This is a genomic window from Zhongshania guokunii (genome assembly GCF_040892635.1).
GTDB classification, from domain to species: Bacteria; Pseudomonadota; Gammaproteobacteria; order Pseudomonadales; family Spongiibacteraceae; genus Spongiibacter; species Spongiibacter guokunii.
Genome location: NZ_JBFRYA010000001.1, coordinates 466,059 through 492,460 on the forward strand (window position 1 = coordinate 466,059; position 26,402 = coordinate 492,460).

Annotated in this window: 25 protein-coding genes, 1 tRNA gene and 1 other RNA gene; 24 read left to right on the forward strand and 3 right to left on the reverse strand. The window is 50.5% G+C overall.

Annotation, left to right across the window (positions count from 1 at the left end; all coding sequences use genetic code 11):
* Positions 1 to 69: 69 nt before the first annotated feature.
* The 9 genes from AB4876_RS02135 to AB4876_RS02175 all read left to right on the forward strand — a co-directional run bounded on the left by AB4876_RS02135 (position 70) and on the right by AB4876_RS02175 (position 11,183).
* A complete protein-coding gene (locus AB4876_RS02135; protein WP_368380000.1) occupies positions 70 to 549 on the forward strand; it encodes a hypothetical protein in 480 nt (159 codons plus the stop codon).
* A 114-nt stretch (positions 550 to 663) separates the two neighbouring features.
* Positions 664 to 2,370 (forward strand): AMP-binding protein, encoded by a 1,707-nt coding sequence (locus AB4876_RS02140; protein ID WP_368380001.1) that lies wholly within the window; start codon positions 664 to 666, stop codon positions 2,368 to 2,370.
* 66 nt (positions 2,371 to 2,436) lie between these two features.
* Positions 2,437 to 6,375 carry an ATP-dependent RNA helicase HrpA gene (gene hrpA / locus AB4876_RS02145; protein WP_368380002.1) on the forward strand — a complete coding sequence of 1,313 codons (3,939 nt, stop codon included), beginning with the start codon at positions 2,437 to 2,439 and terminating at the stop codon, positions 6,373 to 6,375.
* Between the two features lie 136 nt (positions 6,376 to 6,511).
* Positions 6,512 to 6,964 carry an HvfA family oxazolone/thioamide-modified RiPP metallophore gene (locus AB4876_RS02150; protein ID WP_368380003.1) on the forward strand — a complete coding sequence of 151 codons (453 nt, stop codon included), beginning with the start codon at positions 6,512 to 6,514 and terminating at the stop codon, positions 6,962 to 6,964.
* Between the two features lie 41 nt (positions 6,965 to 7,005).
* On the forward strand, positions 7,006 to 7,878 hold the full coding sequence (locus AB4876_RS02155) for an HvfB family MNIO-type RiPP peptide maturase (RefSeq protein ID WP_368380004.1): 873 nt from the start codon (positions 7,006 to 7,008) through the stop codon (positions 7,876 to 7,878).
* Positions 7,878 to 8,624 (forward strand): HvfC family RiPP maturation protein, encoded by a 747-nt coding sequence (locus AB4876_RS02160; protein ID WP_368380005.1) that lies wholly within the window; start codon positions 7,878 to 7,880, stop codon positions 8,622 to 8,624. The genes AB4876_RS02155 and AB4876_RS02160 overlap by 1 nt, the downstream gene beginning before the upstream one ends.
* Before the next feature lie 77 nt (positions 8,625 to 8,701).
* On the forward strand, positions 8,702 to 9,427 hold the full coding sequence (locus tag AB4876_RS02165) for an MlaA family lipoprotein (RefSeq protein WP_368380006.1): 726 nt from the start codon (positions 8,702 to 8,704) through the stop codon (positions 9,425 to 9,427).
* Positions 9,428 to 9,508: 81 nt separating this feature from the next.
* Complete coding sequence (locus AB4876_RS02170; RefSeq protein WP_368380007.1) at positions 9,509 to 10,690, forward strand: PP2C family protein-serine/threonine phosphatase; 1,182 nt, start codon at positions 9,509 to 9,511, stop codon at positions 10,688 to 10,690.
* A 4-nt stretch (positions 10,691 to 10,694) separates the two neighbouring features.
* Positions 10,695 to 11,183 (forward strand): STAS domain-containing protein, encoded by a 489-nt coding sequence (locus AB4876_RS02175; RefSeq protein WP_368380008.1) that lies wholly within the window; start codon positions 10,695 to 10,697, stop codon positions 11,181 to 11,183.
* Here the strand turns inward: AB4876_RS02175 and AB4876_RS02180 are convergent.
* The 3 genes from AB4876_RS02180 to dusA are packed head-to-tail and all read right to left on the reverse strand — an operon-like array spanning position 11,180 to position 13,583.
* Complete coding sequence (locus AB4876_RS02180; protein WP_368380009.1) at positions 11,180 to 11,623, reverse strand: tellurite resistance TerB family protein; 444 nt, start codon at positions 11,621 to 11,623, stop codon at positions 11,180 to 11,182. The two genes, AB4876_RS02175 and AB4876_RS02180, sit on opposite strands and share 4 nt — an antisense overlap.
* On the reverse strand, positions 11,616 to 12,572 hold the full coding sequence (gene tal / locus AB4876_RS02185; protein ID WP_368380010.1) for a transaldolase: 957 nt from the start codon (positions 12,570 to 12,572) through the stop codon (positions 11,616 to 11,618). Before tal ends, AB4876_RS02180 begins: the two co-directional genes overlap by 8 nt.
* A 27-nt stretch (positions 12,573 to 12,599) precedes the next feature.
* On the reverse strand, positions 12,600 to 13,583 hold the full coding sequence (gene dusA, locus AB4876_RS02190) for a tRNA dihydrouridine(20/20a) synthase DusA (protein WP_368380011.1): 984 nt from the start codon (positions 13,581 to 13,583) through the stop codon (positions 12,600 to 12,602).
* Between the two features lie 132 nt (positions 13,584 to 13,715).
* Here dusA and gltX point away from each other — a divergent pair, with 132 nt between their 5' ends.
* From gltX to AB4876_RS02265, 15 genes are all read left to right on the forward strand, one after another.
* On the forward strand, positions 13,716 to 15,209 hold the full coding sequence (gene gltX, locus AB4876_RS02195; RefSeq protein WP_368380012.1) for a glutamate--tRNA ligase: 1,494 nt from the start codon (positions 13,716 to 13,718) through the stop codon (positions 15,207 to 15,209).
* 158 nt (positions 15,210 to 15,367) lie between these two features.
* Positions 15,368 to 15,443: transfer RNA gene (locus AB4876_RS02200), tRNA-Ala, on the forward strand.
* A 218-nt stretch (positions 15,444 to 15,661) separates the two neighbouring features.
* Positions 15,662 to 15,940 carry a polyhydroxyalkanoic acid system family protein gene (locus AB4876_RS02205; protein WP_368380013.1) on the forward strand — a complete coding sequence of 93 codons (279 nt, stop codon included), beginning with the start codon at positions 15,662 to 15,664 and terminating at the stop codon, positions 15,938 to 15,940.
* Positions 15,941 to 16,046: 106 nt separating this feature from the next.
* Complete coding sequence (locus AB4876_RS02210; protein WP_368380014.1) at positions 16,047 to 17,450, forward strand: DegQ family serine endoprotease; 1,404 nt, start codon at positions 16,047 to 16,049, stop codon at positions 17,448 to 17,450.
* A gap of 29 nt (positions 17,451 to 17,479) precedes the next feature.
* On the forward strand, positions 17,480 to 18,100 hold the full coding sequence (locus AB4876_RS02215; protein ID WP_368380015.1) for a DUF4136 domain-containing protein: 621 nt from the start codon (positions 17,480 to 17,482) through the stop codon (positions 18,098 to 18,100).
* A gap of 113 nt (positions 18,101 to 18,213) precedes the next feature.
* Positions 18,214 to 18,310: signal recognition particle sRNA small type (gene ffs, locus AB4876_RS02220), an RNA gene on the forward strand.
* A gap of 112 nt (positions 18,311 to 18,422) precedes the next feature.
* Positions 18,423 to 20,450: a DNA polymerase III subunit gamma/tau gene (dnaX, locus tag AB4876_RS02225; protein WP_368380016.1), complete on the forward strand. Its 2,028-nt coding sequence runs from the start codon at positions 18,423 to 18,425 to the stop codon at positions 20,448 to 20,450.
* 26 nt (positions 20,451 to 20,476) lie between these two features.
* Complete coding sequence (locus AB4876_RS02230; RefSeq protein ID WP_368380017.1) at positions 20,477 to 20,800, forward strand: YbaB/EbfC family nucleoid-associated protein; 324 nt, start codon at positions 20,477 to 20,479, stop codon at positions 20,798 to 20,800.
* 2 nt (positions 20,801 to 20,802) lie between these two features.
* Entirely contained in the window at positions 20,803 to 21,402 is a 600-nt protein-coding gene (gene recR / locus AB4876_RS02235) for a recombination mediator RecR (protein ID WP_368380018.1), read from the forward strand.
* Positions 21,395 to 22,510, forward strand: coding sequence for a ribonuclease D (gene rnd / locus AB4876_RS02240; protein WP_368380019.1), 1,116 nt, complete (start codon positions 21,395 to 21,397; stop codon positions 22,508 to 22,510). The genes recR and rnd overlap by 8 nt, the downstream gene beginning before the upstream one ends.
* On the forward strand, positions 22,510 to 22,788 hold the full coding sequence (locus tag AB4876_RS02245) for a YcgL domain-containing protein (protein ID WP_301026802.1): 279 nt from the start codon (positions 22,510 to 22,512) through the stop codon (positions 22,786 to 22,788). Before rnd ends, AB4876_RS02245 begins: the two co-directional genes overlap by 1 nt.
* Positions 22,781 to 23,233 (forward strand): YcgN family cysteine cluster protein, encoded by a 453-nt coding sequence (locus AB4876_RS02250; RefSeq protein ID WP_368380020.1) that lies wholly within the window; start codon positions 22,781 to 22,783, stop codon positions 23,231 to 23,233. The genes AB4876_RS02245 and AB4876_RS02250 overlap by 8 nt, the downstream gene beginning before the upstream one ends.
* Positions 23,234 to 23,241: 8 nt before the next feature.
* Positions 23,242 to 23,673: a hypothetical protein gene (locus tag AB4876_RS02255; RefSeq protein ID WP_368380021.1), complete on the forward strand. Its 432-nt coding sequence runs from the start codon at positions 23,242 to 23,244 to the stop codon at positions 23,671 to 23,673.
* 154 nt (positions 23,674 to 23,827) lie between these two features.
* The gene (locus tag AB4876_RS02260) at positions 23,828 to 24,640 is read left to right on the forward strand and encodes an FHA domain-containing protein (RefSeq protein ID WP_368380022.1); all 813 of its coding nucleotides are present in this window, start codon (positions 23,828 to 23,830) and stop codon (positions 24,638 to 24,640) included.
* Between the two features lie 78 nt (positions 24,641 to 24,718).
* Entirely contained in the window at positions 24,719 to 26,377 is a 1,659-nt protein-coding gene (locus AB4876_RS02265) for a caspase family protein (protein WP_368380023.1), read from the forward strand.
* Positions 26,378 to 26,402: the final 25 nt, after the last annotated feature.

The window sequence follows — 26,402 nt, forward strand, 5'->3', positions numbered from 1 at the left end:
GGTCCGCATGGCTTAAACAACACTAAAGCCGAGCGGACAAATAATAATGTTTAATTTGGACTCAAATCAATGAAAGTAAAAATGGATGCGCCCAGTGTGCTGGCCGTTGCCGCCACACTCTTTAAAACCGGTATTCTCGATGCAGGTCGCACTGAGGCTAAGCGCTATTTTCGTGAGTTAGAAGCGGGACGTGAGCTGATTTTGAGCGATATGGCCATGCCAGATAAATCTAAATTGCGGATAAAACTGCAATTATTGCCGCAAGAATTTCGCGGAAATTTGAATTTCAGCGCATTTAAGGAACATCTGCTATTTTTAACTGCAGAGCTCGCCAAGGTTGTTAAAGCTCAATCTGAACCAATTGTGATGAGCGACGATAGCGGTGGGCAATTATTGTTTAATATTCCCGCGCTAACCTATATTGATGGGGTGTTAAATGCGCTGGTTTTAGGCGCAGACCTGCGCCGATCAGGCGAGTTGGTGTTGCAGCTCATGTTTATTGATCCCGACCAATACCGGGCGGGGGAAACCCAGACCGCGAACGGCTAGTGTTGACACTGAACACAAATGTCGATAGCTTGCCTATCTGAATATGCGTGGCCGGCTTGCCTGAAAAATTGGCTGCGGCGCCAATAACAACAAGCACTATATTAGGGGGCGACTTTGTCAGCAGAAATGGAAAGTATTGCAGCAGCAATCAGCGCAGCACGTGTGAAAACAGGCATGCCAGCGGATGTTGATTTAACTCAGCACGCAAACTTAGGCGCGATGTTTGATTATTGCGCAAGTAAATTTGCTGATCTTCCGGCCATGTCCTGCATGGGCGAGACCATTAGCTATCGCGACTTAGATCGTCTTTCTGCACAGTTTGCGACATATTTACAAAAAAACACCAATTTGCGGGTCGGTGATCGAATCGCTCTGCAAATGCCAAACATATTGCAATATCCCGTAGCCCTGTTTGGGGCAATCCGCGCGGGTCTGATTGTAGTTAACACCAACCCTCTGTACAGCCAGCGCGAGCTAAAGCACCAACTTAATGACTCTGGCGCCAAGGCGCTTGTCGTGCTCGCCAATGTTGCTGAAGCGGCAGCGGCTGTCGTTGACGAAACACCGGTCGAATTTGTCATAGTTACTGAAATTGGCGATCTGCATCCTACGGCAAAACGACTGTTGATTAATAACGTGGTTAAACACGTTAAAAAGATGGTGCCTAAGTTTAAATTTAAAAATGCGGTGAAGTACCGCAGCGCTTTAGCCAAGGGCAAGAGTGGTCAGTTTACGAAAGCGAACCCAGATGCTGAAGAAGTTGCATTGCTGCAATATACCGGTGGTACCACTGGGGTGTCTAAGGGCGCAATGATTAGCCACCGCAACCTGATGGCAAATATTCTGCAGAGTAAGAACCTATTTGAAAGCTATGGCCTCAATGAGGGTGAAGAAACCTTCTTGTCGCCACTGCCGCTGTACCATATCTACTCCTTTATGTTGTCGTTCTGTGTAATGCTGCAGGGTAACCACGGGGTTTTAATTGCCAATCCCCGCGATCTTAGTAGTGTGATTAAAGAGATGAAACGCCATCGTTGGAGCGGCATGAGCGGTATCAATACCCTGTTTGTGCAGCTCTGCAATAATGAAGAATTCAGAGCACAGGATTTCTCTTCTGTGAAGGCGACGATGTCTGGTGGCATGGCCTTGACTGCGGGTGCAGCCAAAGAGTGGATGGAAGTTACCGGCGCCCAAGTTTATGAAGGCTACGGACTAACTGAGACTTCACCGGTGGTATCAATTAACCCAGGCGGCAATAATCAAATTGGTACCATCGGTATCGCACTGCCTGGCACCGACATCCGGATTGTGAAAGACGGTGTTGATGTGGGTATTGGTGAGCGCGGTGAATTGTGCGTGCGCGGCCCGCAGGTGATGATGGGTTATTGGCAGCGTCCCGATGAAACCGAAAAAACCATTATTGATGGCTGGTTGCACACTGGTGATGTGGCAATTGTGCAAGAAGATGGCTATATGCGCATTGTCGATCGCATGAAAGACATGATTATCGTATCTGGCTTTAATGTATACCCCAATGAAATTGAAGACGTTTTAAGCGGACACCCGAATATTGCTGAATGTGCGGCAATTGGTGTGCCTGACGAGAAGTCTGGGGAAGCGGTTAAAATCTTTGTCGCGGCTAAAAAAGGCGATATTGATGTGACCGAGCTAAAAGCATTTTTGCGTGAACGCCTCACCGGCTATAAAATGCCTCGGTATATTGAAGTGCGTGACGAACTGCCTAAGACCAATGTGGGTAAGGTATTGCGTCGCTCGCTTCGCGACGAGGAGCTTGCCAAGCTCGCCAAGGCTAACAAATAATCGTTTAGCTGTTATGTAATAGTAAAAAGGCGCCAAATGGCGCCTTTTTTGTTTTTAATGGAATGTATGTCTGAAATTCAATCGCAAACCAGCACTGCTGCCACTGTATCGCCAAGCCCCCAATCATTGCTGGGGCAGCTGGAAGACTGCTTTTTAGCTGACCGTTTCGCGCTGGGTCGCAGCTGTCGTCAATTACAACAACTGGCGGCGGGGGGCGCGGACATAAGCCAAAAGTTGGCAGCACTGACTGAGCGCTTTATGGCCTCGCAGGCACGGGTTCTGCAGCGCCACGCGAGTTTGCCGAGCGTAGTCTACCCGCCAGATTTGCCGGTAAGCCAGCGGGTCGATGATATTCGCGCGGCCATTGCTGGGCATCAGGTGGTAGTTGTGGCGGGTGAGACCGGCTCGGGTAAAACCACTCAGATTCCTAAGATCTGTTTGGATATGGGGCGTGGGGTAGTGGGGACTATTGCTCACACCCAACCGCGCCGCTTGGCGGCGCGAGCGGTAGCTCAGCGCTTGGCCGAGGAGTTAAACACCACCTTGGGCGAGGGTGTGGCTTTTCAAATACGCTTTCAGGAAGTGAGCTCGCCCAATAGCCATATTAAATTAATGACCGACGGTATTTTGCTGGCGGCAATTCAGCGCGACCGCTTTTTGAGCGAATACGACACCATCATTATTGACGAGGCCCATGAGCGCAGCCTAAATATCGATTTTTTGCTGGGTTATTTAAAAACCCTGCTGCCTAAGCGCCCCGATTTAAAGCTGATCATCACCTCGGCCACCATTGACGTGGCACGCTTCTCTGAACACTTTAATAATGCGCCGGTTATTGAAGTGTCTGGTCGGAGCTTTCCCGTTGAATATCGCTATCGCCCCCAAGAAGAACTGAGTGCCGACAATGATATTGGCGAGGCAGTTGAAGCCGTACTGCGCGAATTGATCGCCGAAGGTGCGCAGCGCAGCGGCGATACCCTAGTGTTTCTCAGTGGCGAGCGGGACATTCGCGATGTGACCCGCCATTTGCGCAAAGCGGATTTGCCGGGCGCAGAGGTCTTGCCACTGTATTCACGCCTGAGCACCGCCGAGCAGCAGCGCATTTTTGATTTGCGTGGGCGCCGGGGCTGGCGGGTGGTGCTGGCGACCAACGTCGCCGAGACCTCACTGACCGTACCGGGTATTCGCTATGTAATCGACGGCGGCACTGCACGGATTAGCCGCTATAGCGTGCGCAGCAAGGTGCAGCGTCTGCCGATTGAGCCAATCTCCCAGGCCAGCGCCAATCAACGGGCTGGTCGCTGTGGGCGGGTCGCTGCCGGTATTGCTTATCGCTTGTACAGCGAAGCGGATTATTTAAGTCGGCCGGTGTATACCGAGCCAGAAATTCAGCGCACCAATCTCGCTGCCGTTATTTTGCAAATGCTCCAGCTCAAGCTGGGGGATATCAGCGCTTTTCCCTTTGTGGATGCACCAGATAATAAATTTGTGAATGACGGTTTTGCCTTGTTGGCAGAATTGGGCGCCGTTAAAGACGGCAAACTCAATAAACTCGGTCAGCAATTGGGCCGCTTTCCTGTTGATCCTCGGATAGGACGCTTGTTATTGGCCGCTGCTGACGGCGGCTGCCTGCGGGAAATGCTGATTATCGCCAGCGCGCTAAGTATTCAAGACCCCCGCGACCGTCCGGCAGATAAGCAACAAGCCGCTGATGAAAAGCATCGTCGTTTTTGGCAGCCAGATTCCGATTTTATGGCCTTTGTTGGCCTTTGGGACTACGCCGAGGAGCAGCGCCAAGAATTGTCGGCAAGCCAGTGGCGTAAGCTCTGTCAGCGGGAATTTTTATCGTGGACGCGGATGCGGGAGTGGCGGGAGGTTCACCACCAAATCACCCTGATGTGTCGGCAATTAAAATTGCCCGTTAATCGCGAAGCGGCGGATTTTGATAGTATTCACCGCGCCTTGCTGCCGGGCTTTTTAGGGCAAATAGCCAATAAAGACGAAGAGCGAGAGTACCTTGGTGCTCGCAACCGCAAACTGCGGATATTCCCTGGCTCCTCGTTATTTAAAAAAGCACCGAAATGGATTGTGGCCGCTGAGCTTGCCGAAACCACCCAGCTCTATGCCCGCTGCGTCGCTAAAATCGACCCAGAATGGGTGTTTGGCATTAATGACGAACTGTTAAAACGCAGCTATTACGAGCCACATTGGCATAGCCGCAGTGGCCGAGTGATGGCCTTTGAGCAAACCATGCTCTACGGTTTGCTGATTCGCGATAAAAAGCGGGTGCATTACGGGCCGATATCGCCGGTAGAAAGCCGCGAAATCCTGATTCGCCAAGCCTTGGTTGAGGGGCGTTACCTCGGTAAGGCAGAATTCTTTCGCCACAACCGTAAACTTATTGACGAGATTGGCGAGCTGGAAGACAAGGCCCGCCGCCGCGATATTTTAATCTCCGACGATGAGTTGTTTCGCTATTACGACGAGCGTATTCCCGAGGGCATTATCACCGCCGCCCATTTGGAAAGCTGGCTAAAAAGCACCGCAGCGCCACGGGCTTTATTTTTGAGTCGTGGTGAGTTAATGCGTCATGCGGGCAGTGATGTTACCGAACAGCAGTTCCCCGACACCTTGCACTGCGCCGGTATGATACTGGCGCTGAGTTACCACTTTGAGCCTAATCATCCTGCAGATGGGGTTAGCGTGTCCGTGCCGCTGGCAAATCTACCAAAGCTGCCAGAAGGGCGTTTGGAGTGGCTGGTGCCTGGTCTGCTGAGGGATAAGTGCATTGCGCTGTTAAAAACCTTGCCTAAAGTCCAGCGCAAGCAACTGGTGCCGGTGCCGGATTTTGTCGACAAGGCGCTGCCGATGTTGTCGGTTAATGACGTGGGCTTATTGCCGAGCCTGGCCGACGCGCTTCGTAAGATTAGCGGCTTGCAGATTGATGTGGCCGAGTGGTCGCGCAATAACATCGATAATTTCTACCGCATGAATATTCGGGTGCTGGATAACGCCGGAAAACTACTGGCCCAAAGCCGAGATTTACGGGCACTGTGCGCGGAATTGGCGGTGCAGGTGCAGCAGGGTATAGCTGAAGAACGTGGCAGTGGTTTTGAAACCAAAACACTGACCAACTGGGATTTTGAACGTCTCGAAGATCGCTATGAATTTAAACAGGGCGGGGCAACCTTGGTCGCTTACCCCTGCTTGCGGGATCAGGGCGAGAGTGTTGAATTAAGCTTGGCCGAGACTGAAGCCGATGCCCAGCAGGCTAATTTGCGTGGTGTGCAGCGCTTGCTGCTATTGCGTTTGGTGCAGCAGTGTAAAACCCTGCGGGCGAGTTTATTTCGCAGCAATACCGCGCAATTGCAATTTTCGGCGGTGGGCGAGCAAAAGAAACGCTGGTTGGAAGATTGCCTACTGGCTGCCGCCCAAAATTGCTTCGCGCTGAGCGAGGGAGCCTTGCCGCGCACCCAGACAGAATTTGAACAGGTATGGGAGCTGGGCCGCGCCGGTTTTGTCGCCGATGCTGAGGCCTGCGCCGAGCTGCTCAACACGGTGCTGGGTAATTACGCCGAGATTCGCCGCAGCCTTAAAAAACTCAATTCGCTAAGCTGGATCCACAGTATTAACGATATTAACCGCCAGCTGGACGCCTTGTTTTTTGAGGGATTTATTACCGCTCTTAATCGTGATGAACTCAGTCAGTACCCGCGTTACCTACAGGCTATTTTACAGCGTATTAGTAAATTGGATGGCGCCTATCAGCGAGATCGGCAGTCGACTTTGGCGTTTGAACCTCTGCAGCAGCAGTTTGTTGAGTTTGTAAAGAAATTGCCCGAAAAGCATCGTCGCCATCCGCTCGTGATGGACTACCGCTGGCAATTAGAGGAGCTGCGGATCTCCCTGTTTGCCCAAAATATGGGGACGCGAATGCCGGTGTCGGAGAAACGCTTGAAGGTTCTGTGGAAATCGTTGGTACAAGATGTAACATCACTCAATTGAGTACGTCTAACAAATACATCGAATTTGGTCGTTGCAGCGTATGAGTGGTATTGCGTAAAACTGCTATGCTCATTTGGGTTTATGCAGAACAAACGATTTTTTACCGTGTTACTGACTACCACTACGGAGAATAACAATGTCTCAGATTAATTTTGTAAAAAAACCGCTGGCAGCGGCGTTTGGCGCTGCCCTGTTGGCATCGGCGATGAGTCCCGCGATGGCGGGAGAAAACCCCTTCGCAGCCAAAAGTTTAAGCTCTGGCTATGAATTAGCTATGGGGAGTTCTGACAAAGCGGCGAAAGCTGAAGCAAAGATCGATGCGAATAAGGCCGGTGGTGAAGCGCAGTGTGGCGCCGACAAAGCCAAAGCTGCTCACGAAGGTAAATGCGGCGAGGCGAAATGTGGTGCCGACAAAGCTAAAGCAGCGCACGAAGGTAAATGCGGCGAAGCGAAGTGTGGTGCCGACAAAGCCAAAGCTGCTCACGAAGGGAAGTGTGGCGAGGCCAAGTGTGGTGCCTATAAAGCCAAAGCGGCTCATGAAGGTAAGTGCGGTGAGGGCAAGTGTGGCGCCGATAAAATGGCTAAGTAAGTAATCAGTCTCCGGAAGGGGCGGCGTGAATGGAAGAGCCTATGACTAGTGAATCAAGCGCACAGGCCGGTTTGGGCTTGCGGCGGAGCTTAATGCCAGAGCTGAAAAGCCTTGCTGGCAGCGAGCTGGATTTTCTTGAGGTTGCCCCAGAAAACTGGGTGCATATTGGCGGCCGTTACGGCCGCTCATTTCGAGAGCTAGCGGAGCGCTACCCGATTTATTTACATGGTTTATCCTTAAACATTGGTGGTTTTGCACCGCTAAATAAGGAGCTGTTAACGGATATTAAACAGTTCATGGCCGATTTTAATTGTCCACTGTACTCCGAACACCTGACTTACTGTGGCGACGAAGGACAGCTCTACGATTTATTGCCTATTCCATTTACCGAAGAGGCGGTGTATCACGTTGCCGAGCGGGTTAAACAAGTTCAGGACGTTTTAGGACAGCGGATATTGTTGGAGAATGCGTCCTACTACGCAGCACCAGCGCAGGCCATGAGCGAAAGCGAATTTATTAACGCCGTATTGGCTGAGGCGGACTGCGATTTGCTCCTAGACGTGAATAATATTTTCGTGAATAGCGTAAATCATCGTTACGATCCCGTTCAGTTTTTACATTCATTACCCTTGGCAAGAGCCCGCTATATCCATATAGCAGGGCATTTTGACGAGGCTGAAGATTTACGAGTAGACACCCATGGCGCTGATGTTATTGATCCGGTCTGGGCGCTGTTAGATGAAGCCTACTGCCTTTGCGGGCCGCTGCCGACCTTGTTGGAGCGGGATTTTAATTTTCCACCCATGGCCGAATTGTTGTTAGAAATTGGGCAAATCCGCCGCGCACAAGCCCATGCCAATAGCCAAGGTATAAGTCATTTCTCACCGTTAAATGCGCGTAAGCGAGCTGGCTGATGAAGCCATTTCAGCAAGTACAGCAAAGTATGACAGCCTTCGTTCGCGACCCAGACGCTTGCGTTGGACCGGAAGGCATAGAAACGCGGCGTTTAGCGATTTACCGTGATCTTTTCTTTAATAATATCGAAGGTTTTCTCAGTAATGGCTTTCCGGTGTGTCGGAGCTTATTTAGCGATGACGACTGGCATGCACTGGTGCGGGATTTTATGCGCCGGCACCGTTGCGAAAGCCCCTATTTTTTGCGTATCGCCGAGGAGTTTCTCAGCTATTTAGCCGAGCAAGGTGATGCTCGGAACGATCCGGCGTTTCTAATGGAATTGGCCCATTATGAATGGGTTGAGCTGGCGCTAGACATAGCAGAAGATGAGTTGCCTGAGTCAGCGCCGTTTAGCGATGTTATGACGGCTAGCCTGAGCGTGTCGCCATTGGCGTGGTCTTTGGCGTATCAATTTCCTGTACAGCATATTGGTCGCGATTATCAGCCCGCTGAGCCGAGCGCTGAGCCAAGCTATATTGTTGTTTATCGGAATCGTCAGGATCAAGTGCAATTTTTGGAAATTAATGCAGTAACCGCCCGTTTACTTGCACTACTTGTGGATTATTCTGTATTGGCGGGCGGGACATTACTGCATAAAATCGCTCAAGAACTTAATGCTGAATTTGCCGCAATCGCGGATTTCGGCCGCGATATTTTGGTGCAATTACTGGATTTGGATATTTTGATTGTGGATGGGCGGTTATGATCGAAGTGGTGCCAAATACTGGGGTATTAGGTATAGTGTTGATCGGTTTTGGGCTTAAAGAGTAATTTGGGTTGATGATGCCAGTGCAACGAAAAGTCTTAACTTTGTTAGTGCTGTTATCCAGTTTCGGGATAACGAAAGCGTTGGCAGGGGATGATGGCGATCCACGCGATCCATGGGAAGGTTTCAATCGTGGCGTGTTTGCGTTTAATGACACTGCGGATGAGTATCTTGTTCAGCCAGTCGCGAGAGGTTATCGCAAGATTACCCCTGCAATCGTTGACCAAGGTATTGCCAATTTTTTCAATAATATTGGCGAAATCAAAAACATGGGCAATGATCTGCTACAGGGCAAAGGTGGTGATGTATTGGTCGATGGCGGGCGTTTCCTTATAAACACTACGGTAGGGGTGGTCGGCTTTTTTGACGTTGCCAGCTATATCGGTCTAAAGCGTGAGTCCGAAGATTTTGGCCAAACCCTTGCGGTTTGGGGAGTAGGTAGTGGACCATACTTGGTGTTGCCCTTTTTAGGGCCCAGCAGTGTTCGGGATGGCTTTGGTGCCGGTGTCGACTCTTATGCGTCGGTAACGGGAAGTATTGATCCAGAGCGCGCGCGTTACGCGATGAGCGGCTTGGATTTATTGCAGACTCGTGCCAGTTTATTAGGTAGCGAAGGCTTGATGTCTGGTGATAAATACACTTTTTTGAAAGATGCCTACCTGCAGCGCAGGGAGTACTTAATAAATGATGGTCAGCTTAAAGATGACTTTGGCGATGAAGACTTTGAGTCTTTTGACTTCTGAGCAAACGCTAGTAGCGCAAGCTGTAAATTCTCCACATAATTCCCTATTGTGTGTGCCGCGGGATGCGGGTAAAAAGGCTGGATGAATATCACTCATCCTCATCGCATCCTGCTCGTTCAGCAGGTAGATGCTAGCCATCCACAACTTGTTAGTTCCCTAGAGCAGCTAGGTATGGAGCTTGTGCATGTTGCCGATTGCGCCACGGCCATGCCAAGTTTTAGGGAAGAAGATATCGATATCGTGATGGTCGATATCGATTTCCCCGAAGACCGAGGTATCGATTTGCTGGGGAAAATGGCTGAAGATCCTCGTGAGCTGCCGCTTGTAGGTCTTTCGCGGCGGAAAAGTTTAGCAGATGTTCTGTCTGCCGTACGCCATGGCGCCACTGATTACTTGATGCTACCACCGGAAAACCTCGACGTAATTAAGCACGTAGTAGATAGGGCGCTGGAGCGAGGGGCCTTAAAGCGTGAAAACTTGGCGTATCGCACCAAGCTTGAAAATGCCAATCGGGATTTGCTGGAGAGCTTAACGCTATTGCAGCAAGATCAACAGGCAGGTAAGCATGTTCAGCAGCTTCTCTTACCCGATACTCCCAAGCAAATCTCTAATTACCAGTTCTGTCACTTCATATTGCCCTCTCTGTATCTTAGTGGCGATTTTGTCGATTACTTTTTGGTGGGCGAAGATCACGCGGTGTTTTTTGTGGCCGATGTTTCCGGTCATGGGGCCAGCTCTGCGTTTGTGACGGTGTTTTTGAAAAACCTTTTTGCTCGCAAGCGTAGCGATTTTTTGCATCGGGGTTCAACGGCGATCTTATCTCCCGCCAAAATGCTAGCCATAGCCAATCGCGAATTACTGGAAATGGGGATCGGCAAGCATGTGACCCTGTGCGTGGGGGCTTTTGATTTAAAATGCAATCAGTTGAGCTATTCGGTGGCAGGCCATTTACCTGCTCCGGTGTTGGCCGTAGATGGTCGCGCAACGTTTTTACCAGAACACGATATGCCGGTGGGTTTGTTTGCTGATGCCCAATTTAGTGACCATATGATCAGTTTCCCGCCGGGGGCTGTGCTGACCCTGTTCTCTGATGGTATATTAGAGGTCTTAGACAGTGACACCCTAGAGCACAAAGAGCAGCGCTTGCTCGATTTATTGAAAGAGGGACAGAGCTCGTCAACACAGCTGGCCGAGGCCTTTGGACTTTTTGATATGGACGAGGCACCGGACGATATTGCAATTTTAGTAGTATGTAGGTTTTAGGCAAATGCAGCCTGGTCGAATTTTAGTAGCAGGACAGGATGGTGCCTTCGTTATAAAGTTGGTCGGCGATGTGCGGCTGACACTTTGTACAACACTGGACGAATTTTTTGATGAAATGCTCTCGGTTGAGGGTTTTGCCAGTGTGGTCGTGGACTTATCAGACGCCATCAATGTCGACAGCACCACCTTGGGCTTACTCGCTAAGTTAGCGATCAAAGCCAAGGATAAATTTCAATTTGTCCCGCTCATCTTATCGACAAATCCCGATATCACACGGGTGCTGCAAAGCATGGGTTTTGATCGGGTGTTTAGGATTCGTGAAGAGCCGTTGCTAAACGACGAAGATCTTGGTGAGTTGCCGGTGCTGGACGCTAGTGAAGAAGGTGTTAGAAACCGAGTGCTGGAAGCCCACCGTACACTGATGGGCTTGAGTGATAGCAATCACGCTAAATTTCGCGAATTAGTCTCTCTGCTAGAAGGGCAATGCTTTTAGTGTCCGTCGCCAATCACACTTAATTTAGCCCGAATAAAGTCGCTGTGCGGCAAATAAATAAGATCTGATATTTTACGAATTAGGTGATCTTCGTATTTGTCTATACGCCCATCTTCCAATGCGACTTCCCATAGCGTCGAAACCAGTTGGTATTTCTCAATATTATTGCAGTTGTCATTGATGTAGCGGGTAAATGGGTAGAGATCGGTTCGTTCTTCGGTGGTGTTTCTGGCCTGAGCCATAAAGGTATCAATGTCAGCGATGGATACTGAAAAGTGCGCAATTAGTATTTTTCGGATTTTGTCTATTTCACCGGGATCTTCCTGGAAATCTGATTTACAGACCTCCAGTAGCAAGGCTGCGGTGACTAGCTCCAAGGTCATTTTGTCGTCGTTAGCGCTGTTTCCCACCGCGAACAGCTGTTTTAGCCTCTCAAACATGCGAATTCCAACCCCGTAATAGCGCTTCTAGTTTCACTTGATCTGCTGCAAAGGCGCGAATGCCTTCGGCCAATTTTTCAGTAGCCATGGCATCTTCGTTCATAGCCCAGCGAAAGTCGGTTTCATTGACGCTGATTTTGCTTTGCGGCGCAAATTCCATTGTAGGGGAAAGTCGGCGGGGTAGCGCGCCATTGTCTTGTTCAAGTTCACTCAGCAGGGCTGGGCTAATGGTGAGGCGGTCGCAGCCGGCCAATGCTTCAATTTCGCCGCAATTGCGAAAGCTCGCGCCCATCACAATGGTTTTGTAATTGTGTTGTTTGTAGTAGCTGTAAATAGCGCTAACCGATTGTACGCCGGGGTCTTCGTCGGCATTGGCTGGCGTGGCGCCATGGGCAACATGCCAGTCTAAAATCCGGCCAACAAAAGGCGAAATCAGGGTGGCGCCGGCTTCGGCGCAAGCTGCTGCTTGGATTAGGCTGAAAAGGAGGGTTAAATTGCATTCTATACCTTCTTGCTCAAGGACTTTGGCGGCTTCTATGCCTTCCCAAGTAGAGGCAATTTTAATCAGTAGGCGATCCTTGTCGATGCCTTTGGCTTGGTAAAGTTCGACAATCCGTCGGCCCTCGTTAATCATTGCCGTGGTGTTGAACGAGAGTCTAGCATCGACTTCGGTGGAAACTTTGCCAGGCACAAGCTTGCTTATTTCTGCGCCAATTTCAACGGCGAGCTGGGTGGCGGCTTGCTGGAGTTGTGAGGCATCGTCCCGATTGCTGAGCTGGGCAACGACCTTGCTAATCATTGCCTCATACTGAGGAAGAGCGGCGGCTTTTAAAATGAGTGACGGGTTGGTCGTGGCATCTTGGGGGCTGAAGCGGGCGATGGCTTCGATATCGCCGGTGTCGGCAACCACATCGGTAATCGCCTTTAGCTGATCAAGTTTACTGCTCATTATAGTGTTATTCCTTTATGTAATTTACTACCAGCTGCGCTCGACAAAGGCCAACGCGTCACTGAGTACCTCTAGGCCCGCACCAGAGCGGTGGGCGTGCTCGCTGATATGACGCCGAAAGAGCCGACCGCCAGCTTGGCCGTTAAACAGGCCTAATATATGGCGCGTTATATGATTGAGCCGCGTGCCTTTGGCAAGTTCCGCTTCAATATAAGGAAACAAGCCTTGGATGACGTCGCGACGAGTTTTGCTTATGGCCGCCTGTTGGTAAAAGCGTTCGTCTACCTCTGCCAATAAATAAGGTGTTTGGTAAGCGCTGCGGCCCATCATAATGCCATCGACATATGACAAATGCGAGCTGGCGTCGTCAAGGGTTTGGATGCCGCCGTTTATGATAATTTCTAGGTCGGGGAAATCTTGTTTAAGCTGGTATACCAAGTCGTAATTTAAAGGTGGTATCTCGCGATTTTCTTTTGGGCTTAAACCCTGCAGCCACGCTTTGCGGGCGTGAACAATAATCGCATCGGTACCGGCCTCGGCAATAGCGGCAACAAATTCCTGCAGCGGTCCGTAACCCTCCTGCTCATCAATGCCAATGCGGTGTTTGACGGTGATAGGGAGCTCGCAGGCGTCTTTCATTACTTTGACGCAATCGGCGACCAATTGTGGGCGAGACATTAAACAGGCGCCAAAAAAGCCGTTTTGAACGCGGTCGGAAGGGCATCCGCAATTCAGGTTAATCTCATCGTAATTCCATTGCTCCGCCATGCGCGCCGATACTGCCAAGGCTTCGGGATCGCTGCCCCCTAATTGCAGCGCCACAGGGTGTTCAATATCACTGAAATCAAGATGGCGCTCTTGATCGCCATGAATTAAAGCGCCAGTGGTGATCATTTCGGTGTAGAGCACGGCGTGGCGGCTAAGCTGGCGCCAGAATACGCGACAGTGTCGGTCAGACCAGTCCAGCATCGGGGCGACGCAGAAGCGACGGTCGAGAACTTTTTTACTCATCGGCGCTGAAATACCTCTGCGGATGGATGAATCTTGGTGGTATCGGCACGTATAATGGCCGCTGCATTGGCCTGCTGCCGTAATCGGTGGCAGGCTAAAACCCTATTGTATTCAAATGGTAATAAACACTCCATGACTGTTCGCACTCGTATTGCCCCGTCTCCTACTGGTGACCCACACGTGGGTACGGCCTATATCGCCCTTTTTAACTACTGTTTCGCCAAAAGTCAGGGTGGTCAGTTTCTATTGAGAATTGAAGATACCGATCAGCAGCGCTCCACTGCGGCGTCTGAGCAGGCGATTTTTGATTCGTTGCGTTGGCTGGGTTTGGATTGGGATGAGGGCCCAGATGTGGGTGGGCCCCATGGCCCCTATCGGCAGAGTGAGCGCAGTGAGATTTATCGTGAGCACTGCGAGCAATTGATTGCAGCGGGACATGCGTTTCGCTGTTACCGCACCCCAGCGGAGCTTGACGCTCTGCGCGAAGCCCGCCGCGCGGCGGGTGGACATACAGCGTTAAAGTATTCTGATTTAAAGCTGGACGATGCCGAGCACGCACGTCGTGAGGCTGCGGGTGAGTCTTATGTTATTCGGATGTTTGTGCCCGAAGATGACGGGCATTGCGAGATAGATGACATGCTGCGGGGCAAAATTGAGTTGGAGTGGGGGCAGGTCGACGCCCAAATCCTGCTGAAATCCGACGGCTTGCCGACCTACCATTTGGCGAACGTGGTAGATGACCATCTAATGGAAATTACCCACGTACTGCGGGGCGAGGAGTGGATTAACTCGGCGCCTAAGCACAAGCTGTTATACCAGTATTTTGGTTGGCAAATGCCAGTGCTGTGTCATTTGCCGCTGCTGCGCAACCCAGATAAAAGTAAGCTTAGTAAGCGCAAAAATCCCACCAGTATAAATTATTATAAGCGGATGGGATTTTTGCCCGAGGCGATGCTCAATTATTTGGGTCGTATGGGTTGGTCCATGCCCGATGAGAGCGAAAAATTTAGCCTGCAAGCCATGATCGATAATTTTGATATTACGCGGGTGAGCCTAGGAGGGCCAATTTTTGATGTTGAAAAGCTGCGCTGGCTGAATGGCCTCTGGCTTCGGGAAGATTGCAGCCCTGAGCAATTAGCTGATCGTCTGCAGGAGTGGGTATTAAACCGCGAGATGCTGATGAAGGTTATTCCCCATGTGCAATCTCGGATTGAGGTGTTTAGCGATTTGGCGCCACTGGCCAGCTTCTTTTTGTCGGGTATGCTGCCGCTAACACCGGAGAGTTTTGCTGCATCAAATCTCGAAGAAGAAGAGTTGCTGACTTTATTGCAGTGTGCAGCGTGGCGCTTAGAGGCCTTGGATAACTGGCAGCGTGACAATATTTTTGCAGCAATTAAGTCTCTTGCCGATGGTTTGGGCATTAAATTAAAAGATTTTATGCCGCCGCTATTTATTGCGATCGCAGGCACAACGTCATCGATTTCCGTTGTCGATTCGATGGAAGTGTTGGGCGCAGATATGAGTCGGGCGCGCTTGCGTCACGCGGTTGAAGTGCTTGGTGGGGTGGGCAAAAAGCGTCTTAAGAAACTCGAAAAACGCTACCAGCAAGCTTCTGAGCTAGGTTGATTGTAGAGGGTTTAATACATGGCTTTCTTGGTGAGTGATATCGCCTTTATGAGCTGTCGTTGAGCCAATAAAGTGAGGTGGAAAATAATTTAACGAGATTTTTCATCAACTTGTTGACAAGGCTTAGGGTGATCATTAATATGCGCATCCTCTGCTTTGGGGCTATAGCTCAGCTGGGAGAGCGCTTGCATGGCATGCAAGAGGTCGGCGGTTCGATCCCGCCTAGCTCCACCAAAGTTTTGAAAAACCGCTGAAAGGCGGTTTTTTTTCGTGTTGAAAAAAGCGCTTCGCTCGGGTCGTGGTTTACTTGGGGGCTAGCTAGGCGCGGCCTTGGTACTATCTAGGTGGTACAGTTCATTGATTTCATTGCAATTGCTGGCCGCTAACCTATTATTAACGGTACTGGTATGCAGGATTTTCTGTTTTAGTTAGCTCATAGGGGTTCGCGATTCGTGTCGACTATTTCTCTTCGTCAAAGCCATAATAAAGATCCGGAAGAGCTGCGCAATTTGATAAAGCAGCTAACAGTTAAGTTGGAAGAAAAATACCAGCTTTCGTCGCGCTGGCTAAATAGTGATGAAGTTGAAGTGCAGCGTTCTGGCGTTAAAGGTTTAATCTCGCTAGCGCCAGCAGAGGTACGAGTCGAAATTAAGCTTGGCTTGATGATGACCGCATTTAAATCGACGATTCAAAGTGAAATATCGCGTTCCATGGCCGAAAAGCTCGGTTGAACTTTCATTTTGCGAGAAATCGTTTCGTCGCGGAATTTTTTTAGCTCGGGCCTACTCTAACGCTTGTTGCGAGAGACCATTCTGAGTAAGGGAGTTCAGGGGACGTATGAAGAGTCTGAATTATCGCGCTTATTTGCGCATGCAAGTTTTAATTAAAAGTATTCTACTGTGCTGTTTATTGGGGCTGGCCCAGAGTGGTTATGCCTTGTTTCCTCAGCAGGACGCGCAGGGGCGGGCATTGCCTAGTTTGGCGCCCATGCTCAAAACCGTTAATCCGGCTGTTGTCAATATCTCAACTTACACTACACGTAACGTCCAGCAAAATCCCTTGCTGAACGACCCTTTTTTTCGTCGCTTTTTTAATGTTCCTGAGCAACAGATGCAGCCTCGGCAGCGTCGTACCCAAAGCGCTGGTTCTGGGGTGATTATCGATGCTGAAGCAGGCACTGTGCTCACCAATCACCACGTCATCAATGGCGCTGATGAAATTACCGTTGCCCTAGAAGATGGTCGCAGCTATACCGCGACCTTAATAGGCTCTGATCCTGATGTGGATATTGCGGTATTAAAAATTGATGCCAAAGACTTGCGAAGTGTGACATTAGCCGACTCTGAAAAGCTTGAGGTTGGTGACTACGTGGTGGCGATTGGCAACCCCTTTGGTCTTGGCCAAACCGTTACCACGGGTATTGTCAGTGCGCTGGGTCGGACGGGCTTGGGCATTGAAGGGTATGAAAACTTTATTCAAACAGACGCCTCTATCAATCCAGGTAACTCAGGTGGTGCGCTGGTGAATTTACATGGAGAGTTGGTCGGTGTGAATACGGCAATTCTTGCGCCGGCCGGCGGCAATGTGGGTATTGGCTTTGCAATCCCTATTAATATGGCCAAAGTGAGTATTGATCAAATTTTGGAGCATGGTGAAGTCAAGCGTGGTCAGCTGGGAGTGGTGATTCAAGATCTTAGTCCTGAGCTTGCTGAAGCATTTAAGCTTCCCAGGCATCAGCGTGGTGCTGTTATTGCCGAAGTACAGGAAAAATCGGCTGCGGAAGAGGCCGGTATTAAACCTGGTGATCTGGTTATCGCAGTTGATGGCAAAGAGGTCTATAGTTCTGCACAGTTGCGTAATGCAGTTGGTTTGCGGCGTATTGGTGACAAGGTGGCGATTACAGTACTGCGGGAGGGCAAAACCAAGAATTTCCAAGCCCGTCTAAAGGCCGTACAAGACATAAAAGTGGCAGCGGCTGCGCCAAATAGTGAGGTGAACAGCTTACTGAAAGGCGTGGTGCTCAGGAACTCGCCGGATGGTCGCGGAGTTGTGGTGACTGAAGTGGCCGGCGATGCTGATGCGGCAACGAAACTGCAGCCTGGAGACTTGATTGTGTCGCTTAATCAGCGTCGTGTGCAGAGTGTTAAAGAGTTTAGTGCGGTTTTGTCCGCTAGCAAAGGCGGCTTATTGATTCGGGTTTTGCGCGGTCAGATGGCGCTCTGGATAGTATTGCAGCCGTAAGGCTGTTTTTTAGCAGAAGGGATGGGTAAATGAAAAATACGGGGCTAGCGCTTCTATTTGTACTGTTGTCTGCCTGCGCGGGGCTGCCGGTGAGCACGGATTATGCTCTGGATTATGACTTTACAGCGATTTCGACATTTGCTTGGCTGCCAGTACCCGCTTCGGACTCAAAAGACAAAATTAAAGACGCTAGCCTTGATAATGATCTGGTTAGGGAGCGGGTGCTTGATGCGGTCGACGCCGAGTTGGCGGCCAAGGGGTTAATTCTTGCTGCTGATGGCATGCAGCCTTCAGTGCTGGTGGCTTACCATCTAGGCAAAGAGGATAAAGTCAATTTCAATAGCTTTGGCTCGTGGTATACCCATTTTGCTTATTACCCCTGTTATTACTGCGATTACCAGCCTGGTTATGGCCGCGGTTATTTTGGTCATGGTCATTTTTATGACGACGATATATGGGTGCGCAGCTACGAAGAGAGCAGTCTCATGATTGATATTATTGATCCTGTGACGAAAAAGCTGGTGTGGCGGGGTACAAGCAAGCGGGTAATGCCGAGTTTGACTACGCCAGAAGAGCGCCGCCAGTATATTCGCGAGACAGTGGCGGCGGTATTGGCTAAGTTTCCACCAGCTGCGGCTGTAGCGCATTGATAAACTGGGAAATTAGTGGAATATCTGCCTGCGCGGCTTGCATGTCTTCGGGCTTTGGTCGACAATAGCGCCCGCGTTAAGGCAGTGTCTAAACGCGTTTTCTGCGGTAGTCCTTCCGGTCCCCCCGCAACGAGAGATAGCGAACTCCGCCAGGCCTGGAAGGGAGCAACGGTAGTTATCACATCGTGTGCCGGGGTGTGGCTGGTTGGACTGCCACCAAAGCTTTAAAGCTTCCTTCTGTAATTAAATCTGTTCGCTTTCATTAGTTTATGTCCTTGCAGGGCTGGTGTATCCTTGCCGCTTCCACGTCAGGAATTATTCGATGAGCTATCAGGTGTTGGCGCGTAAGTGGCGCCCGAAAACCTTCCGTGAAATGGCAGGCCAAAATCACGTGCTTAAAGCACTGATTAATGCGCTCGACCACGACCGTCTGCACCACGCCTATTTATTTACTGGTACTCGCGGGGTGGGTAAAACCACAATCGCGCGTATTCTTGCCAAATGCCTTAATTGCGAGGCTGGTGTTAGCTCTGAACCCTGCGGGCAATGCAATGCCTGTGTCGCGATTAATGAAGGCCGCTTTGTCGATTTGCTCGAAGTGGATGCGGCCTCGCGCACCAAGGTAGAAGACACCCGCGAAATTCTCGACAATGTTCAATATACACCCAGTCAGGGCCGCTACAAGGTTTACCTCATCGATGAGGTGCATATGCTCAGCAGCAGTAGTTTTAATGCGCTGCTGAAAACCCTAGAAGAGCCGCCAGCCCACGTTAAGTTTTTGTTGGCGACCACTGATCCGCAAAAATTACCCGCCACCATTTTGTCGCGCTGCCTCCAGTTTAATCTGAAGAATTTAACGGCAGAGCGAATTGTTGAATATTTGAAAACCATTCTTGAAAAAGAAATGGTGCAATACGAAGAGCCCTCCCTGTGGTTGCTAGGCCGCGCCGCCGACGGCAGTATGCGCGATGCCTTGAGTTTGACGGACCAGGCGATAGCCTTTGGGTCTGGGAGCTTGGGTGAAGCCGATGTGCGGCAAATGCTTGGTACCATCGACCATGGCTCGGTTTATCGGCTGATTTCTGCGCTCTCTGCTAGCGATGGCGCTGCACTGTTATCGATAGTGGCTGATTTGGCTGAAATGGGAGCCGATTTTGCTGGGGTGGTGAGCGAGTTACTAGTGGTCTTGCATCGCTTGGCGGTAGCTCAAACTGTTGCCGAAGGTTTGGATAATAGCCTCGGTGATCGGCAGCGGATTATTGATCTAGCGGCGAGCTTGAGCGCTGAAGATGTGCAGTTTTATTACCAAATGGGCTTGGCCGGGCGCAGAGATATGGGCTTGGCGCCAGATCCCCGTGCGGGTTTGGAAATGCTACTGCTGCGGATGCTGGCGTTTAAGCCACAAGGTGTTATTGATGCGCCCAAACAAGCCTTACCCCGCGCTAAACCAGCGGTGGGGGCCGTTGATACCGAAAAAAAGTCCTTAGCGAATGAGCCGACTGCGGCGGTTAAGGGTAGTGCCGTTGTCAATCCTGTAAGCGCAGAGCCTGATCCCGTGAGACAAGAGGCTGCGGTAAGGAATTCTGCTGCGCAGCCGCAAGTGGCGCCGAGTACTGCAATATCGGATTCGGCGCCGCCGCAGAGCAGGGCGCTTCCAAAGCCTCCTGTGCAAACTATGCCACAAGCTGAAGTGAGCGCCCCTGCGACTAGCAGCTCGGTACCGCCCTGGGAGGAGCAGGCTGTCCTAAATCATAAGCCGGTAAATCCGATCCTTGAGGCACCGGTTGCTGAAAATCGCCCTACAACGCTTATCGCAGAGCCAAAACCTACTCAAGCTGTTTCGCCAGCCCCAGCTAATACACCCGTAAATGCAGTGGCAGTCGCACCGGCTGCACCTAACGCGGCGCTTAACACCACTGATGCAACTGTAGCTGCTCCGTTGCAGGGTAAAATTAGCTTGGCGGAATTTTCGGAGCGGCACTGGCGCGAGCACATCGAGCAATTTAATTTACCCGGTATGCTGGGTAGTATTGCCAGTCACTGCCAGCTGGTGGCGGCGACCGCCACGAGTTTGGACTTTCATATCGATGCCGGTAACGCGGCCTTGTTAAATGATCGGCACATCGAGCGGCTTGGCGAGCTTTTAGGTGAGTATTTTGGAGCGGCACTTAAAGTAAGTGTAAGTATTGCGCCAACGCCTACTGAAACCCCTGCTGCGTATCGGCAGCGGTGCCTAGATGAGCGTTTGCTTATCGCCAAAGAGGCTTTGTTTAACGACCCAATGGTAAATCGCTTAATTGCTGAATTTGATGGCGTGTTGGACCCGAATTCGGTGCAACTCATTAATTAATAACGTGATCGACGAGAGATACGCTAATGAAACCAGATTTAAATGAATTGATGAAAAAAGCGGCTGAAATGCAAGAAAAGATGCAGAAAGCGCAAGAAGAGTTAGCCAATGCCGAAGTGCAGGGCGAATCGGGAGCCGGTTTGGTGAAAATTACCATGACTGGCCGCCACGATGTACGTCGGGTCAGTATTGATCCCAGCTTAATGAGCGAAGAAAAAGAAATACTCGAAGATTTAATCGCCGCGGCGGTCAATGATGCTGTGCGCAAAATAGAAGCCAGTAGCAAAGACCAGATGGGTGGCATGTTATCTGGTATGGGCATGCCCGCCGGCTTTAAGATGCCATTCTAAATATGAGCTACAGCCCACTGATTGATGAGTTAATAGATGCCCTGCGCTGTTTGCCGGGTGTTGGCGCCAAGTCGGCGCAACGCATGAGTTTTCAGCTGCTGGAACGCAATCGACCTGGCGCGGCGCGCTTGGCTGCAGCTTTGGCCAAGGCGGTAGACAAGGTTGGCCACTGCGCAAGTTGCCGAACGTTAACGGAAAATGAGCAGTGTTTTATCTGCGCCGACAGCCGTCGCGATACTGACACAATTTGTGTGGTGGAATCTCCGGCAGACGTGGTCGCGTTTGAACAAAGTGGCGATTACAAGGGGCTTTATTTTGTGTTAATGGGGCATTTGTCGCCTATTGATGGCATCGGCCCCGAAGAAATCGGCATCGATAAGCTCCTGCAGCGCACAAGTGAACTGGCGGTAAACGAATTGATTTTGGCCACCAACCCCACGGTAGAAGGGGAGGCAACAGCTTATTATATTACCGAGCAAATGCGCAGCCGGGGCATTGCGGTTAGCCGAATTGCCCACGGCGTACCGCTTGGCGGCGAATTGGAATACGTAGACAGCGGCACCCTCGCGCACGCACTGAAAGGACGACGACGCATTGACTGATCCTCTGGAAAGCTGCCTTTATATCGATACCGATATTGCTTTAAATGAGGCCTGCACGCAGTGGGCTAAAGCCGATTTTTTGGCGATTGACACTGAGTTTATCCGCACCGATACCTTTTACCCTATTGCAGGGCTGCTGCAGGTCGGGGCGGAAGGGCGTTTGTATTTGATCGACCCCCTTGAAATAAGTGACTGGTCGGCGTTCACGGCCTTGCTCCGGCGCGAGGACCTCCCCAAGGTTATTCACTCATGCAGCGAAGACTTGGAGGTTTTTCAGGTCTTGTTTCAGTGTGTGCCCCAGCCCTTGCTCGATACTCAAATTGGCGCCGCCCTAGCTGGGCTGGGTTTTGGCCTGAGTTACCAGAAATTGATTATGGAGTGCTTGGGTATCCATGTAGAGAAAGGTGAAACCCGCTCGGATTGGTTGCGCAGGCCACTCAGCGAAAGCCAGTGCACTTACGCGGCCCTCGACGTTTTATATCTGCAGCGGGTTTACCCACTGCTCAACGAGCGCCTAGCAGCTAAGGGCGCCTTAGCGTGGTGGCTGGAAGACTGCGCGGCGATTACCGCACAGGCTGAAACCCCAAATGCACCAGAAGACTACTATCTGCGCATTAAATCCCTGTGGAAGCTCAGTCGGCTTCAGCAGTACGCCCTGCAGCAGCTCTGTGCTTGGCGTGAGGTAGAGGCAAAGGAGCGTAATATTCCCCGTGGGCGGGTGATAAAAGACCCCGTTTGCTTTGAAATTGCGCGGCAGATGCCCAGCGATATGGCGCAATTGGGGCGTATCAAAGATTTATCGCCTGGCAGCATACGGCGTTATGGGGAAGCGATACTGACGCTACTTGATGACTGTCGCGGCGCTGCCGGCAACGACCTGCCGCCAGCGGCCCCAAAGCCACTGAGTCCAGCGCAAACGCAGATGCTAAAACAAATGAAGGCAGTGGGCGAAACCGCTGCGGCCAAGCTCGATATTGCACCAGAGGTTTTATTGAAAAAACGCGATTTAGAAGAGTTAATCCGCAGCGGCGAACTGCCACAGGCGCTGAGCGGTTGGCGTAAATCAGTTGTTGGGGAGGACTTGTTGCGCCTCGGTGAGAAAAATTAATGAAGCGTATTTGTGCGGTATACCGCAGCCCTCGCACCGAGGGTATGTATTTATATGTTGATCATCAGGAAGATTTGGCCAAAGTGCCTGAGGCGCTGTTATTGCGCTTTGGTAAGCCGGTGCGAGCCATGACCTTGGTGCTAACTGCTGAGCGCAAATTATCCCGCGCTGACGTTGGCAAAGTTATGCAGGAAATTGCCGACAATGGCTTTTATTTGCAGCTGCCGCCGCAGCCCGAGCGGCTTAACCCTATGGTAGGCCCCGAAATCGATGGCTGACATCGTACGGCCGTCATTTTGGGAAGTTAAATCTCTTGCCGAGATGAACGCGCAAGAGTGGGAACTGCTCTGCGATGGTTGCGGTAAATGCTGCCTGCAAAAACTCGAGGACGAGGATAGTGGCGAAGTTTTCTATACCGATGTTGCGTGTCGCTTACTGGACACCACGAGTTGCGGTTGTAGCGACTACCCGCATCGCCAGCAGCGGGTGCCAGATTGTTTGCAATTAAAATTAGAGGACGTTGCCGAGTTTCATTGGCTGCCCAAAACCTGTGCTTATCGGGTATTAAGCGAGGGCGGGACTTTGGCAGACTGGCATCCTCTGCTCTCAGATAATGACGAGAGTGTACACCGCGCCGGTATTTCGGTGCGCGGTCGCTGTGTTAGCGAGATTATAGTGGCCGATGAAGATTTGGAAGAGCATATAATTCACTGGGTAAATTAAGGTGTGCAATGATTGATTTAGACGATTACGGCTTAGCATGGCAGGTATATCTTGGTGTTGGGGTAGTTGCAATGCTGCTTTGGTTTCTCCTGCTGCGACGTATTTCATCGGTGTTTGTACGCTATTGGCTACTGTTTGCTGCCTTGGCATTCTTGTTTGTACCGGGCCGTCACCCCGCAGCACCTCACCTTTGGGTGCCCGGCAGTCCTGCAGCGGTATTAAGTCTGCTGACCGAAGGTGTAGAGAGTGCCATGCCAATTTTAATCATCTTGGGAGCAGGGCAGATTCTCGCTTTAATTTTGGGCTTGGCAGCCATGACTTGGCTACCAAATAGCGCCGTCGCGCCATCAAAGCCGGCTGAAAGCAAGCCAGGTCGTGCTAAATCAGCGGGTGCACAAAGCAGGGGTTTAGCCGCAGAGCGCAAAGAACCCTCGCTTTGAACGTGTGCATTGCTAACTACTGTTGTGCAGAGATACCATCTTGGCCACAATTAGCTATACTTTGGGATAAATTTCGCACTCGCATTTGCTTGTTTAGGATAAGGGGGAGCAGAGGTTTAAATTCTGTTTGAATCTGTGCGCTTTAGGTAGCTTAATGGACTTAAAACTGGTGAGCTTGGATGGCAATGAAGCCTACGCTATCGGGATGGACAGTGTTGTTATTGGACGCGATAGCGACAGCGATGTCACTATTGCCAAAGACCTGTTGTCCCGCCGCCATGCAAAATTAAGTTATGTCGATAATCGCTGGATGCTTGAAGACCTCGGTTCTACCAATGGCACTTACATCAATAATCGCTTACTGAACAGGCCCACTGAAGTAAAGAGTGGCGATGTTATTAAATTTGGCGAGGCGGCTTATTACTTAAAAAGTGCAGCAGAAGAAGAGCGCACCATTGTCGCTTCTCGGCTACCACAGAAAGACTCCTTTCGCGGTGGCTCTGTGGTAATCGATGATGAACCCGATAGCGAATTAACCTCTTTTCAGCAATCTTATCAGTTGCCCTCTGGCTGGACTGATACCGCTATTCGCAGCGCTAAATATCCAAAAGAACTGGTCGATCAACGCATTGAACGGGCCATTGGCGGTAAACAATTACACCCCGAAGTGGCCTTAGTGTTTTTCTTTGCCGATGCTCGCAGTTTGGTATTTGGTGTTTCTGCTAAAAACAGCGATACTTTTTGGACTATTGGCAGACAAGAAAACCTAAAAATTCGTATTGATGACCCCAGCGTTTCTATGCTCCACGCCAAGTTGATCCATAAAAATGGCAGTTGGTGGATCGAGGATATTGGCTCAACCAATGGCGTTAGAATCGACGGTGAAGCCTGCCCGAAAACTTTGCTTCAAGACGGCCAGTTACTTAGCTTGGGGCGTATTGATTTAGTGTTCCGTAAATTATCATAATATTATGATTTCGTCACCGCGGTGGGTTTGACGTACATCGAACGCATCATCAAGGGCTAGATGAGCGAGGCTTGCGATATGAATAAGGATATTGGCTTGAACTGTGCGGTATTAAGTAAGGTTGGCGCAATTATTGGTTTTGTAATGCTTGCGTCTTGCGCAAACACCAGCGACTCCAAATTTAACAGTGGTGCGCCAGCGAGTAGCGAAGAGCTTATTGCCGGCCTACAAATTGTCGATTGCCTCTTGCCTGGCCAGCTGCGCAAACTCGGTAATATGAGCTATTTGTCGCCGCGGCGACCCATTAAAACCACGGCTGCTGACTGTAATTTACGCGGCGGCGAATACGTGGCCTACGATCGTGCCGACTATAAAACTGCCTTGAAAATTTGGCTGCCAACAGCGGAGCAAGGCGACGCCGAGGCGCAATTAGCCGTCGGGGAGATTTTTGAAAAAGGTTTGGGCACCGAACCAAATTACGAAGCGGCGGTGCTCTGGTATCAAAAGGCAGCTATACAGGGTAATAAAAGTGCTCAATTTAATTTGGGCACAATGTATGAACAGGGGCTTGGCGTAGCGCAAGACAAAATGCAGGCACTAAATTTATACCGAGAAGCTTGGGGCATGCCTGCCGATAGCGTAATTTTCCAAGAGGCCGCACGTAGCGAACAGCAAGCTTTACGCATTGAACTGGAAACCCAATTAGCTGCTAAAAACGATCAGCTTGCCTTAATACAGCGCCAGCTAGCGGCGCAGAAAAAGCTATTAGCTAAGCAAGCTAAAACTGGCGCAAACGCGGGTGGGTCCGCAGCCGAAGTAGCTACGTTAACGCAGGTAGTACAAGCCTTGCAGACTGATCGCGCCAACGTCGAGGTGCAGCTGTCAACGATTCCACGGTTGCGGACGCCAGCAGCGAGTCTTAAATCCAGCCCCGCACCAGCAACAACGGCGACTGAAATCAAAGTTGCAGATATGGACTTTGGTCGTTATTACGCTTTGATTATTGGCAATCGAAATTACGCTCAGTTAGAGCAATTGGAAACGCCGCTTAACGATGCTCGAGAAGTTGGCGAAATTTTAGAAAAACAATATGGATTTCAAGTGCAGCTATTGCTGGATACTGACCGCCTTACTGTGATGAAAGCGATCAATGAGCTGCACAGCGTACTTGGCGAAAACGATAATCTTTTAATTTACTACGCTGGTCATGGGTCGATGATTAATGTCGGTGAGCGCGATACAGGCTACTGGCTGCCAATTAATGCTGATCCGCCGCCGAATGATGCTTCCTGGGTATCTAATGAGTTTGTTAGCAATCATTTAGGTCGCATCCAAGCTAAGCGGGTATTGGTGATTGCCGACTCCTGCTACGGTGGTTTGCTTTCTTCCGCGCCAGGACATTTGTTTTTTGGCCAAACGAGCGCAGCAGGGAGCGCCGACTATATTAAATATAAACTGCCGCGTCGCTCGCGCTTATTATTGTCATCTGGTGGCGATAAACCCGTTATTGATGAAGGCGGCCAAGGGCACTCAGTATTTGCCCAAGAGTTGATTGACGCTCTGCGCAGTAACGTCAAGGTGCTTTCTGCACCGGATCTTTATGCCAGTATTCGTGGGCCGGTGAAGGCCCGAGCAGCAGTGAATCAGTTTATCCAAGAGCCTGTTTACAAAAGTATAAAAGGCGCGGGCCACGAAGTAGGGGATTTCTTCTTTGTACCAACAAGCCTAAGCCAATAGGGCGAGGCTTATGCAGCATTATTTT